Annotated in this window: 12 protein-coding genes; 11 read left to right on the top strand and 1 reads right to left on the bottom strand. The window is 63.1% G+C overall.

Annotated features, from left to right (window positions below):
* Positions 1-475 precede the first annotated feature (475 nt).
* The 9 genes from dut to ABSB13_RS04235 all read left to right on the top strand — a co-directional run bounded on the left by dut (position 476) and on the right by ABSB13_RS04235 (position 10,784).
* Positions 476-919, top strand: a complete 444-nt coding sequence (gene dut, locus ABSB13_RS04275) for a dUTP diphosphatase (protein WP_428105753.1) — start codon at positions 476-478, stop codon at positions 917-919.
* Between the two features lie 72 nt (positions 920-991).
* Positions 992-2,473 (top strand): adenylosuccinate lyase, encoded by a 1,482-nt coding sequence (purB, locus tag ABSB13_RS04270; RefSeq protein ID WP_428105752.1) that lies wholly within the window; start codon positions 992-994, stop codon positions 2,471-2,473.
* Between the two features lie 192 nt (positions 2,474-2,665).
* Positions 2,666-3,355 carry a phosphoribosylaminoimidazolesuccinocarboxamide synthase gene (gene purC, locus ABSB13_RS04265; protein ID WP_428105762.1) on the top strand — a complete coding sequence of 230 codons (690 nt, stop codon included), beginning with the start codon at positions 2,666-2,668 and terminating at the stop codon, positions 3,353-3,355.
* Positions 3,356-3,513: 158 nt separating this feature from the next.
* The gene (purS, locus tag ABSB13_RS04260; RefSeq protein ID WP_428105761.1) at positions 3,514-3,747 is read left to right on the top strand and encodes a phosphoribosylformylglycinamidine synthase subunit PurS; all 234 of its coding nucleotides are present in this window, start codon (positions 3,514-3,516) and stop codon (positions 3,745-3,747) included.
* A complete protein-coding gene (gene purQ, locus ABSB13_RS04255; protein ID WP_428105751.1) occupies positions 3,744-4,433 on the top strand; it encodes a phosphoribosylformylglycinamidine synthase subunit PurQ in 690 nt (229 codons plus the stop codon). The genes purS and purQ overlap by 4 nt, the downstream gene beginning before the upstream one ends.
* Positions 4,430-6,673, top strand: coding sequence for a phosphoribosylformylglycinamidine synthase subunit PurL (purL, locus tag ABSB13_RS04250; RefSeq protein ID WP_428105749.1), 2,244 nt, complete (start codon positions 4,430-4,432; stop codon positions 6,671-6,673). The genes purQ and purL overlap by 4 nt, the downstream gene beginning before the upstream one ends.
* Complete coding sequence (gene purF, locus ABSB13_RS04245) at positions 6,666-8,135, top strand: amidophosphoribosyltransferase (protein ID WP_428105747.1); 1,470 nt, start codon at positions 6,666-6,668, stop codon at positions 8,133-8,135. Before purL ends, purF begins: the two co-directional genes overlap by 8 nt.
* A gap of 81 nt (positions 8,136-8,216) precedes the next feature.
* Positions 8,217-9,332 (top strand): hypothetical protein, encoded by a 1,116-nt coding sequence (locus ABSB13_RS04240; RefSeq protein WP_428105746.1) that lies wholly within the window; start codon positions 8,217-8,219, stop codon positions 9,330-9,332.
* Between the two features lie 141 nt (positions 9,333-9,473).
* On the top strand, positions 9,474-10,784 hold the full coding sequence (locus ABSB13_RS04235) for a DUF1329 domain-containing protein (protein WP_428105745.1): 1,311 nt from the start codon (positions 9,474-9,476) through the stop codon (positions 10,782-10,784).
* Between the two features lie 16 nt (positions 10,785-10,800).
* Here the strand turns inward: ABSB13_RS04235 and ABSB13_RS04230 are convergent, their stop codons facing one another.
* Positions 10,801-12,069 (bottom strand): cyclase family protein, encoded by a 1,269-nt coding sequence (locus ABSB13_RS04230; protein ID WP_428105743.1) that lies wholly within the window; start codon positions 12,067-12,069, stop codon positions 10,801-10,803.
* Between the two features lie 220 nt (positions 12,070-12,289).
* On the opposite strand from ABSB13_RS04230, the gene rpsF reads away from it, so the two are divergent.
* The gene (gene rpsF / locus ABSB13_RS04225) at positions 12,290-12,781 is read left to right on the top strand and encodes a 30S ribosomal protein S6 (RefSeq protein WP_428105742.1); all 492 of its coding nucleotides are present in this window, start codon (positions 12,290-12,292) and stop codon (positions 12,779-12,781) included.
* Positions 12,762-13,049: a single-stranded DNA-binding protein gene (locus ABSB13_RS04220; RefSeq protein WP_428105741.1), complete on the top strand. Its 288-nt coding sequence runs from the start codon at positions 12,762-12,764 to the stop codon at positions 13,047-13,049. Before rpsF ends, ABSB13_RS04220 begins: the two co-directional genes overlap by 20 nt.
* Positions 13,050-13,066 lie beyond the last annotated feature (17 nt).

The following is a 13,066-nucleotide window of genomic DNA, read 5'->3' as shown; positions in this document are numbered from 1 at the left end:
CTGACAGGGCGAGGCCGACGCGGGTCGTCGAGCGTCGGGAGCGGGTCCAAATTCCAAGTTCCTCTCGCGTCCCATCGCTCCTCTCCGTCATCCCGAGCGAAGTCGAGGTTCCGTGTCATCCCGAGCGAAGTCTGCGGAGCCGAGGGACCCCGGGTCCTTTTCTTCGCCGCGTGCCCATGGCACCGCCTGGACAGGAGCGCTTTGCGTAACTAACGCCGGACGCCGGAGTGTCCGTCGAGATTCTTCGCTACAGCAGCTATCGCTCAGAATGACAGGAGTGCCGATTGCTTCTTTTCCGTCATCCTGAGCGAAACCGAAGGATCTCGCGCGCCAGCGCGTGTCTCTCCAGCATCAATCTTGGTATTGCAATGCCCGCCGTGACCGGCAGAGACCGCGCCTCCAGCGCGGGTGCGGGTTCTGCCGCCGTGCGCGCGCTTGCTATCGCGCCGCCAATTCGTCATACGAGATTGCAAAGATGCGACCGACTGTGAAAATTGCACGTATCCGTAAAAGTGCGCTGCCGATTCCCGCCTACCAGAGCGAGCATGCCGCCGGGATCGATCTGATGGCCGACATCGACGCGCCAATCGAGATGGCGCCGCACGAGCGCCACGCCGTTGCGACCGGCATCGCCATCGAGATTCCGGTTGGTTACGAGGGGCAGGTGCGTCCGCGCAGCGGCCGCGCGCTGAAAGAGGGACTCGCGCTCATCAACTCGCCGGGAACTATCGACGCCGACTATCGCGGAGAAGTTAAAGTATTACTTGTGAATTTGGGCGAGCAGCCGATCGTGATCAAACCCGGCGATCGAATCGCTCAGCTCGTCATCGCGCCCGTCATCCGCGCCGACCTCGTCGAGGTCGATGAACTGGCGCCGAGCACGCGCGGTCCCGGCGGCTTCGGCCACACCGGCCGCTGAACGTCGGCGCCGCACCCCTCGATTGCGCGAGCCTCGTCGCGTAATTTAATTTCATCAGCAAACAGTGAAAGAGTGAAAGACAAACCTACCGAGACCGACGCGGCATTGACCGCGGTGACGCCGATCGACGGCCGCTACCGCGCGCGCACGCGGGCGTTGGAGGCATACTTCAGCGAGTTCGCGCTGATCCGCTACCGCGTTCGCGTCGAGATCGAATGGTATCTGTCGCTGGCCGGGCATCCCGCGATCAGTGCGCTGAAACCGATCCCGGTTGCGACTGCGAAAAAGCTCCGCGCCGTTTACGAGGACTTCACGCTCGACGATGCGCGCCGGGTCAAGCAACTCGAAGCGGCCACCAATCACGACGTCAAGGCGGTCGAGTATTTTGTCAAGGAGCGAGTCGCCGCGATCGACCGGGCGCTGCCCATTGAGATGGTGCATTTCGCCTGCACCTCCGAGGACATCAACAACCTCGCCTACGCGCTCATCCTCAAGGAGTTCGTGGCGACGGACCTGACGCCGCGGCTGGAGGCGGCGATCGCGCCGATCGTCAAGCTGGCGCATCGCTACAAGTCGCACCCGATGATGGCGCGGACGCACGGCCAGGAAGCGTCGCCGACGACGGTCGGCAAGGAGATGGCGATATTTGCCACGCGCGTGGCGCGCCAGCTCTCGCAGCTTCGCCGTCAGGAATTTCTCGGCAAGCTCAACGGCGCGGTCGGCAACTTCAACGCGCATCACTTCGCCCACCCCGAGGTTGACTGGATCGAGCACTCGCAGGATTTCGTCGAGCGGCTCGGTCTGACCTGGAATCCGCTGACCACCCAGATCGAGAGCCACGATTTTATCGCCGAGCTGTTCGGCATCATGATGCGCATCGACACGATCCTGCTCGGCTTTTGCCGCGACATGTGGAGCTACATCTCGATCGGCTACTTCGCGCAAAAAGCCGTCGCGGGAGAGACCGGCTCCTCGGTGATGCCGCATAAGGTCAATCCGATCGACTTCGAGAACTGCGAGGGCAACCTTGGAATCGCCAGCGCGCTGTTCGATCACCTGGCGGCCAAGCTGCCGGTCTCGCGATGGCAGCGCGATCTGACGGACAGCACGGCGATACGAGCGATGGGTACGGCGTTCGGGCATCTGGTCGTCGCGCTGGAGTCGTTGCAGCGCGGCCTTAAGCGCGTCGAGGTCAACGAGCGGCGCATTGCCGAGGATCTCGAGGCCGAGCAGGCGTGGGAGGTCGTCGCCGAGGCGATTCAGACTCTCATGCGGCGCCACGGGCTGCCCAAACCATACGAGACGCTCAAGGAACTGACGCGCGGCCGGCGGATCGATCGGCGTGTGATCGAAGAATTCATCGCGACGTTGCCGCTGGACAACGGCGCGCGGCGTGCGCTGCGCGAGTTGAACCCGCGCAGCTACGTCGGCCTGGCGGCGAAACTCGTCGAGCAATTCGCGCCGCCCGCGAAAGCATCGGACGCCGCCGCGGCGAAGAAGGCGCGCGATCTTAAAGTTGAGCCCTCGCCGAAGCGCAAGCTGAAGTTTGACTAAATGCGCCGAAGGCGTGAGACGCGCTATCCACACGCTCGCGCGTGTCGATGTGCATAAGCGCGGTGGTTTTGTGGACAATCGGCGCCGGCTTCGTTGTGATGAGGCGACCGGTCGGTAAGATGATTAGGTTAAGATAATTCGATCGACCGACAGGGAGAATGCATCGTGGAAACGACTCCGCAAAAACTCGAAATGTTTTACGAGGGCAAGGCGAAGAAACTCTACTCCACGTCCGACCCCGACCTCGTCATTGCCTACTTCAAGGACGACGCGACCGCCTTCAACGGCAAGAAGCGCGACACGATCGAAGACAAGGGTGTGGTGAACAACCGGATGTCGGAGCTGTTCTTCACACTTCTCGAAAAGAATGGCGTGAATACGCACTTCGTCCGCCGCCTGAACGATCGCGAGATGCTGTGCAAGCGCTTGCACATCATCCCGGTCGAGACCGTCGTGCGTAATCTCGTCGCGGGCTCGATGGCGAAACGGCTCGGCCGCAAGGAAGGCGAACCGCTCCCGCATCCGATCGTCGAGTACTATTACAAATCAGACCCGCTCGACGATCCGATGATCCTTGGCGAGCATGCGATCGCGTTCGGATGGGCGACCGCGGCAGAGCTCAAGCAAATCGACGCGATGGCGCTGAAGGTCGATGGCCTACTGAGCAAATTCCTCGACGAGCGCGGCGTGCTGCTGGTCGATTTCAAGCTCGAGTTCGGGCGCTATCACGGTGAGGTTTTGCTCGGCGACGAAATCTGCCCCGACACCTGCCGTTTCTGGGACAAAGCCACCCGCCAGAAACTCGACAAGGATCGCTTCCGCCACGACCTCGGCGGAGTCGAGGAGGCCTATCACGAGATGCTGCGCCGGGTGGAGAATTGAGTCGCGGCGACGGCGCGGAATTACGGTGAATTTCGAGGATGGTCGTCAAAAGCAGGCTTGCCCGTTGAGGTTTATACGAAAACGTTTCACGTGAAACGTTTTTTAGTTCAGGAGAACGAAACGCGAATTGTCGGCGAGGATTTGAGTTGCAAGTAAGAGTGTTCGTGACGCCCCGAATGGGAATTCTCGACCCGCAGGGCCGCGCGGTTGAAAGTTCGCTGCAGAGTCTCGGCTTCAAAAACGTCTCGGGCGTCAAAGTCGGCAAATATATCCTGCTCGAAGTCCAGGCGCGCACCGCGTCGGAGGCGCGCGACGAAGCAAAGAAGATGTGCGAGGCGCTGCTCGCCAACCCCGTGATCGAGGACTACCGCTTCGAGGTGGACGGCGAATGAAGTGGGGCGTGGTGCGATTCCCCGGCTCGCTGGACGACGGCGACTCGCTGTATGCGATCGCCGAGGTGATGGGCCAGGACGCGCGAATGCTCTGGCACAAGGACGAATCGCTCGGCGGCGTCGAGTGCGTGCTGCTGCCGGGCGGGTTCAGCTATGGCGATTATCTGCGCACCGGCGCCATCGCGCGCTTCTCGCCGATCATGAAGAGCGTGGCGAAGTTCGCCGCCGATGGCGGGCTGGTGATCGGCATCTGCAACGGTTTTCAGATTCTGTGCGAGGCGCATCTGCTGCCCGGTGCTCTCACGCGCAACCGCTCGCTTTCCTTCATATGCGAGCGCGTGTGGCTGCGCGTCGAGAACGCAAGCACGCCGTTCACGCGCGCGGCGAAGCAGGGCGATCTGCTCCGGCTTCCGATCAAGCACGGCGAGGGACTCTACGTCGCGCCCGAAGATGAAATCCGCCAGATGGAAGAACGCGGGCAGGTGATTTTGCGCTACGTCGATGCGAACGGTCGCGAGAACGACGACGCCAATCCCAACGGCTCGATGCGCGCGATCGCGGGCGTCGCCAATCAACGCTTCAACGTCTTCGGCCTGATGCCGCATCCGGAGCATGCGGTGGAAGCGATGCTCGGCGGCGTGGACGGGCTCAAGATATTTCAGTCGATAGCCGGGAGCGCGCGATGAGCGAGCGTCCCGTTTCTTTACCGGGCGAGCCGAAGGTCGATCTCGAGCAGGCCCGCGCGCACGGACTCGCGCCCGATGAGTACCGCAAGATCGAACAAATCATCGGCCGCACCCCGACTTACACCGAGCTTGGCGTGTTCTCCGTGATGTGGTCGGAGCACTGCTCGTACAAATCGTCGCGCCGTCATCTGAGAAAGCTGCCATCGAAGAGCGAACTCGTGGTGCAGGGGCCGGGCGAGAACGCCGGCGCAATCGACGTCGGCGACGGGTGGGCGGCGGTCTTCAAAATCGAAAGTCACAACCATCCTTCGTTCGTCGAACCGTACCAGGGCGCGGCGACCGGGGTCGGCGGAATCCTGCGCGATATTTTCACGATGGGTGCGCGGCCGGTGGCCAGCATGAACTCGCTCAAGTTCGGCTCCTTCGAGCATCCCCGCACGCGCTACCTGCTCGGCGGCGTGGTCGGCGGAATCGGCGGCTACGGTAACTGCGTGGGCGTGCCGACGGTCGCGGGCGAAGTGATGTTCGACGCGGCGTACAACGCCAACATCCTGGTCAACGCGTTCTGCCTGGGGTTGGTCCGCAAGGGCGAGATGATGAGCGCGAAGGCGCGCGGTCCGGGCAATCCGGTACTTTACGTCGGCTCTGCAACCGGACGCGACGGAATTCACGGAGCGTCGATGGCGTCGGCGGAGTTCGACAAGCAAAGCGAGGCCAAGCGCCCGGCGGTGCAGGTCGGAGATCCGTTCACCGAGAAACTATTGATCGAGGCGTGCCTGGAAGCGGGCAAGACCGGCGCGATCGTCGCGATCCAGGACATGGGCGCGGCGGGTCTCACGTCGTCGTCGAGCGAGATGCCCTCGCATGGCGGACTCGGGATCGAACTCGACCTCGACAAGGTTCCGCTGCGCGAAGCGGGACTGACGCCTTACGAAATTCTGCTCTCCGAATCGCAGGAGCGAATGCTGATCGTCGCGGAGCGCGGGCGCGAGGCGGAGTTGCAGGCGGTCTTCGAGAAATGGGACCTGCACGCGGTGGTGATCGGTCAGCTGACCGACGACCAGCGATGGCGTATCCGATGGCGCGGGCAGGTCGTGGCGGATATTCCAATCGGCGCGCTGGCCGATGACGCGCCGCTGTACGATCGTCCCGCGGCCGCGCCGAAGATTCAGCCGCCGGCCAGACCTTCCGCCGCTGGAAAGCATCCCGAGACGGCCAAAGCGCTTCGAGCGTTGCTCGACAGTCCCAACATCGCGTCGAAGAAGTGGGTCTATCGGCAATACGACTCGATCGTGCAGAGCAATACGGTGCTTGGGCCGGGCAGCGACGCCGCAGTGCTGCGAATCAAGAATTCGCGGCGCGCGATCGCGCTCAAAGTCGATTCGAATCCGCGCGCGTGCGCTCTCGATCCGTATCTCGGCGCAGTCGGGACGGTCTGCGAAGCGGCGCGCAACGTCGCATGCGCGGGGGCGCGCCCGGTCGGGATCACCAATTGCCTGAACTACGGCAATCCGGAGCGGCCCGAGGTGATGTGGCAGTTCATCCGCGGGGTCGAGGGACTGCGCGACGCGTCGCTCGCGTTCGGCGCGCCGGTGGTCAGCGGCAACGTGAGCTTTTACAACGAGACCGAAGGCCATTCGATTCCGCCGACGCCGACGATTGCGGTGCTGGGCGTGATGGCCGACGTCGCGAAGCATGTTACCCAGTTCTTCAAGGATCCCGGCGACGCGATAGTGCTGGTGCGCACGGCAAGGCCGTCGATTGCGGCGAGCGAGTACGCGGCAATCTTCGGAATCGACGGTGGGCGCCTTGGCGCGATCGACCTGGCGCGCGAAGCGGCGTTGATCGAGGGGCTGGTTGAAGGCGCCGAACAGGGGCTGATAAGATCAGCGCACGATGTCGCCGAGGGCGGCCTTGCGGTGGCATTGGCCGAAGCCTGTTTCAATCCGCGGTCGATTCTGGGAGCCGAAGTTGAACTCGGGCGCGCTGGGAACGCCGACGCGTTTTTTTTCGGTGAAGGTGCATCTACCGTCATTCTGTCGATTGCACCGGGCGACGCGGCCCGCGTCGAGAGTTTGTTTGCGGGGCGGGGATTGGAGTTTGCGGTCATCGGCCGCGTAATCGCCGATCCCAGGCTCAGGATTGCCGCGGCGGACAATCTCGGTCTCGATGAGGACGTTGCGGAACTGCGGCAAGTTTACGAAGACGCGATTCCACGGAGGCTCAGAGGCGGTGACTGAAACGCACTCGGTCATAGCAGTCGAAGAATCCAACCTCGACGTCTTTCACGAGGAATGCGGAGTATTCGGCGTGTATCGGCTCCCCGAGGCTGCCAACCTCGCGTACCTCGGCCTCTACGCGCAGCAGCATCGCGGGCAGGAGTCGGCGGGGATCGTGTCGTCCAACGGCAAGTCGCTGATCGCGCATCGCGGGATGGGGCTGGTCGCCGACGTCTTCAGCAACACGATCATCGCGAAGCTCGAAGGCACCAGCGCTATCGGGCATAACCGCTACTCGACGACCGGCTCGACGAGCATCAACAACTGTCAGCCGCTGGTGGTCGAGTATGCGCGCGGCGGACTGGCGCTGGCGCACAACGGCAACCTGGTCAACTTCCATGAACTGCGCGCACGGCTCGAGTCGACCGGATCGATCTTCCAGTCGTCGTCCGACAGCGAGGTGATGATTCATCTGATCGCCGCCTCGCACGCGCCAACGCTGCCGGAGCGGGTCACGGAGGCTCTGGCGCAAGTGCGCGGCGCGTACTCGCTGGTGGTGCTGACGGAAAACTCGATGATCGCGGTGCGCGATCCGCAGGGCTTCCGTCCGCTGGTGCTGGGCAGTCTCAACGGCGCGACGATCGTCGCGTCGGAAACCTGTGCGCTCGACCTGGTGCGCGCCGAATATGTTCGCGAGATCGAGCCCGGCGAGATGATCGTCGTCGACGACAGCGGGCTGCGCTCGCTCAGTCCGTTCGCGCATGCGCCGACCAAGCGATGCATCTTCGAGTACGTGTATTTCTCGCGGCCCGACAGCCAGGTTTACGGCCGCAACGTGTACCAGGTCCGCAAGCAGCAGGGGCGCGCGCTCGCGCGCGAAGCTCCGGCGGTCGCCGACATCGTGGTGCCGGTGCCCGATTCGGGCACCGCCGCCGCGCTTGGTTACGCCGAAGAATCGGGGATACCGTTCGAGATGGGTCTGGTGCGCAGCCATTACGTCGGACGCACGTTTATCGAGCCGCGCGCATCGATTCGGCATTTCGGCGTGAAGATCAAATTCAACCCGGTGGCCGAATTGCTGCGCGGCAAGCGAATCGTGCTGATCGAAGACTCGCTGGTGCGCGGCACCACGCTCAGGAAAGTAATCCCGATGCTGCGCCAGGCGGGCGCACGCGAAGTTCACATGCGCATCGCGGCGCCGCCCACCACCAATTCGTGTTTTTACGGCATCGACACGCCCACGCGCGAGGAGCTGCTGGCGTCTGCGCATTCGGTCGAGGAGATTCGCCGCTATATCACCGCCGACTCGCTCGCCTATCTGAGCTGGGACGGACTCTACTCGTTCAACGGTGGCAGCCGCGAGGGATTTTGCGACGCGTGCTTTACCGGCAATTATCCGGTCGAGATTCCGCGCGACACCGCACCCGCGCAGTTGCATCTGTTTCTCGCAAATGAAGACGGGATGAAGGCCGAGCGCCGCTAGCCGCCGCGCGCTCTTCGACGCGGATGATCTTCGGCCGCGCCGCGGCTATAAGACTCTTGAGCGCGCGATCCGGCTTGAAGCATGGCGGCAAATCCCAAACTAACCGGCGACACTATCAGCGTCGAACGGCCCACCAGCCCCGAACAATTCGATGAGTTCGCGCGCCTTCCATTTCAGGTTTACGGCGCGCGCGACGCATGGTGGCCGCCCGACGTGCACAACGAGATCGACCTGCTGTCACGCCGCAGCCTGCTCTCCGCGTACCTCGAAGTCACGCCCTTTTGCGCGCGTCGCGCGGGCCGGCTCGTCGCACGCGTCAGCGCGGTTATCAATCGCCGCTACATCGAACATTGGAACGAGCAGCTCGGCCAGCTGATTCATTTCGAGGCGCTCGAAGGCGAGGACATCGCCGTCGCCGCGATGCTCGAGCAGGCCGTGGAATCGATCCGCCAACGCGGCATGCGCGCCGTTCGCAGCGGCTTCGCGGCGTTTCTCGATTATCCCTACGCGATCGACAACTACGGCTCGTTGCCGTCGTTTCTGCTGCGCGGAAATCCTCCCGCATACCATCGCTACTTCAAGCAAGCCGGCTTCGTCACCGAAAAAGGGCAGCTCGATTACACCGCGGCGCTCACGCCCGAAATTCTGGCGCGCTATCGCCGGATGGCCGACGCGGCCGGATTGGCCGGCGTTACGATTCAAAGTTGGCGCGAGTTCGGATTTTTGGCCGCGATTGACGCGTGGACTGAGGTGACCAACTCGGCGTTCGATCGCCATTGGGGATGGAATCCAGTGACGCGAGCGGAGGTGCGTCCGATGCTCACGTCGCTGTGGGAAACTCCGGTCGCCGATCTCTCGATGCTTGCGGTGATCGACGGCGAGTGCGTCGGCGCCGTCTTCTCGGTGCCCGATTTCAGCACCGCGCTTGCCCGTGTACGCCGAGGCGCCCGGCTCGAGCCCGAGCGCGGCGGCGGTACGCGAGGCGCGCTGATAAATGTCGGCGTCGTTGCGCGCGCACGCGGACGCGGCGTGGCGCTTGCGATGGCGGCGCGATCGTTCCTGGCGATGGCGCAGCGCAAGATGCGCTTTGCCGGCTACACCCTGGTCCTCGACGACAACTGGGCCTCGCGCCGCACGGCGCTTGGCCTGGGCGCCGACGTCACCGGCAACTTCGTTACCTACCGCCGTGATTTGTAGGGCTGCGAGGGCGCGGGGATTTGGTGACGGCATCGCGATGTTGCTTGACAAGCTTCTCGCAGTGGGCATTTACTCGTTGCTCAACCCCGCAACGCAACCGTGCCGCCAGCTCGCGGTCGAGTTAAAGTGATACTTTAGAATATGAAAAAGCCGAGCGAACTCCGCGTCCCGACCCCGCTGGCAGTTATCGCATTTTTTTTCGCGCTGACGCTCTCAATCACCCCAGCTCATGCCCAGGCTCATGCCGAGGTCAAACCCGGCGACGTTATCACGCCGAAGAATGCGGCGCAGGTCCGGACGCTGGTAAGTCCGGGCACCTACGTCGCAGTCGCCGCGGGCATGCAGATGAACATCGTGGCGCCTAGCCACGTCGATTGGCCGCCGCCTTACCAGGATGCGACCGAAAAGTACTCGGGCCAGGTCCGCCTGGCTGCGAACCATCGCGACCTGCTCGGCTACGTTGCCGGGCAGCCGTTCCCCCTCCTCGATCAGAACGATCCCGACGTCGCGACCAAGATCATGTGGAACCAGTACTTCAGGCCGATCGCGACCGACGACTTCGATTTGCGCTACTTCGAATGCCAGGTGGCGAAGGAAAATCCCGGCGCACAGCAACAGCTGATGCTGATGACCGAGACCGGGCATCTGGCGGGCTATTCCGATATCGGGCGCACCGAAGTCGAGCCGATGCCGGCCGACCCGGATTTCAAGTCGAGCGGCGTCTGGATCCGCGTCGGGGCGTATCCCACCCTCGCGCCTGCCGAAGATCGCGGCAGCGGCGCAATCCGCTATCGCTACTGGGACGGGAACAAGGCCGACGACGCGTGGGCATTCCTGGCAGGATCGCGGCGGGTGCGCCGGGTGAACGAAGTGATGATGAGTTCCTCGCCGGGCCTTTCGACCTGGGACGCCGATCACGCCGGCGGGTTTGGAGCCAAGCCGCAGGAGTACAACTTCAAATTCCTGGGCGATCGCAGCATGCTCGCGTGCGCGCACGCAATTAACTCGCCCGCGCATCCATGCCCCACCGACGGCGGCGCTACGTCATGCCCCGACGATTGGGAGATGCGTCATCTCTACGTAGTCGAAGTCACGCCGCGTCCGGAAAGGATCCAGGGCGTCCTGCAGTCGAAGACGGTCGTGTACGTTGACGGCGAGGGATGGTTCAATCCGTACGTGGACAGCTACGATCAGAAGGGCGAGTTGTGGAAGACGCAGATTTATCTTTTCACCTATCGCGATCGCCCGGTGCCCGACGCCAGGGTTGCGGTCTATCCGTTCAAGCGGCTGTTCAATATCGCGGCCTCGAGCGTTGACGTGCAATCCGGCATCTCGACGACGTGCTACCTGCCCGGACCCGACACGCCCGAGCGCGAATGCTGGTACATCAACATGGGCGCGGTGGACAAGAGCTTCTTCACGACCGAAGCGCTATCCAAAGCCGGCCACTAGCAGGGGTGACCCCTGCCTACTTGATTGCGAGCGCGTTGGGCGGTGAGCCGATACCGCCGGGCACGTTGAGCGGCGCCGACGTGAGGAAGAAATCGTAGCGTCCGTCAGCGGCGCAATCTTCCGCCAGCGCCTCGAGATTCCACATCTCGCCTATCGGCATCCCGAAGAACGCCAGCATGCGGAAATGAAGAAACTCCGTTTCCTCGCCCGCCGGTTTCGGCAACGCCTCGAGCGCCGGCGAATCCGACGCGACCGCCGCCAGATGATTGTCCCACAGCCATCGCGCCGTGCGTTCACTGGCCTCGATTCCCGGCACTACCGTCTCCTTCGCCAGCTCCGCCTTAATCTCCTGGCTCGCCGACAGGTAGAACTTTGTCCATCCGATCCGAATCAGCAGGATGTCGCCGGTGCGCAGCGCGACGCCTTCTTCTTCGAGCGTGGCCTGCACGTCGTCGAGCGGAATCGACTTGTTCCTGGTGAAATCGATCGACTTGCCGACCCGATCGTAATACCGCGCCAGGTCGGCGAGCACTCCGCGCCCGGCGATTCCGCGGCGCGCCAGGTTGTCGATCCCCAGCCGCATCCCGCCGCGCCCGGTCATTTGATTGTCGGGAATTCCGTTGTATGCCCCGAAGATCGGATGCTTCACGTGCGCCAGCGCGTCCCATTGCGACGACGATTGCGGATAGAAGTTGTCGAGGTAGTCGTCGAGCACGAAATCCGCGGTGGCGAAAATCTTGATCGTGTGGGTATGTTTGCCGCGCGTGAACAGCGGCGGGTCGGGGATGTTGATCGGCAGATTCATTGCGAAGACTTTGCCCGAGCGAATCGACGCGGCGGCCGCAATCACGCGCTCCGGCGTCAGCAGGTTGATCGTTCCGACTTCGTCATCGTCGCCGAACACGCCCCACGCCGCGCCGGCCGGCGCGCCCGCCCGTACCGGCAGGTCATCGTAGGCGGGGATCTTCAGCGAATGCGCCACGGCCTTCACCATCGCGCGGGTCGCCTTGGCCGCTACTTCACCGACTTTTCGCACCGCTGCCCGTTGCATACGCCCTGCCGCACTCTCGATATCGACGGTTGCGCGAGTGGCGGCTGTCGCGATCTCGGCAGCGTGACTCCCGATAGGCCTGGCGGATTTCTTCGGGGCCTGCCCTTTCGCAGCCTTCACCGCAAGCGCGCGCTTGGCGCCTTTGGATGCGGCCTTCGTTCCTTTGGCCGCTTTGGGCGCGACTTTGCGGGCTTGCCGCGATGCTTTCTTCATTGTCTTCTTGGACTTGGCCACTGGACGGATCCTCCTGAATTGCTTGAGCGCGACCGCATCTTTTCTTAACAGACCGCCCGCCAATGGCAAGCATAGACTTCCTGCCCATTCCGGCCGCGGTTTACGATGATCGACAAATAACTGCCTGGCAGCCTTGAGAGCGAATCCGCGCGATGGTACTGTACGGGATTGCTCCTTGCTCCAACTTGGGGCTCAAATCCGTAAGGAGGACGTGCAGCGCATGCGGCGCTACGAAACTATTTTTATTCTCCGCCCTGATTCGGGCGACCCCCAAATCAAGGAAGCCATCAAACGCTACGAGGGTATCATCGCCGCCGGCGCCGGCGAGATGATCGAAACCGAAGAGTGGGGATCGCGCGAACTCGCTTACAAGATCAAGGGCGAGCGCCGCGGCTTCTACGTTCGTATGGACTATGTCTCGCCCGGCCCCGTGATGAACGAGGTCGAGCGCAACTTGCGAATCTCCGACGCCGTCCTGCGCTACCTGTCGGTGCTGGTCGACGACAACGCCGATGTGGCCAAGGCGCGCGAGGAACTCGAAGCGCGCAACCGCCGTATGGCCGAGGCCAAGGCTGCCCAGGAAGCGCGCGCAGCCGCCCTGATGGCCTCGCGCGAGGAGCGGGCTGAGGAAGCGCCCGACGCTCCCGAAGAAATAATGGAAGCGGCGGCAGAGGAAATCGCCGGGCCCGAAAGTGACAGGGAACCGGATTGAGCTCGAAGGCCGGCTGCTCAATCAGCCCGAAGTCCGCATCACCCCGGCAGGCACGCCCGTACTGCGCTTCACCGTCGATTGCGGCGCGCCCGGCGAGGAACTGAGACTCGGGATCGTGATGACCGGTGAATCCGCGATGGCGGCAAAACCGCTGCTGGCGCCAGGCCGCCAGGTCAAGGTGATCGGAACAATGAGAACACTGAAGGGCAGCTTGAAGACCGACAGCGGATTTGAAGTCGTAGCTGCGTCGATCGAGCGAAGTGAATAGATACTAAAACTTTCGTC

The sequence above is a fragment of the Binatus sp. (SeqCode) genome (assembly GCF_050013435.1).
Classification (GTDB): domain Bacteria; phylum Desulfobacterota; class Binatia; order Binatales; family Binataceae; genus Binatus.
The sequence above is the reverse complement of the archived record's forward strand: the minus strand, read 5'-3'. Positions and strand labels throughout refer to the sequence as shown.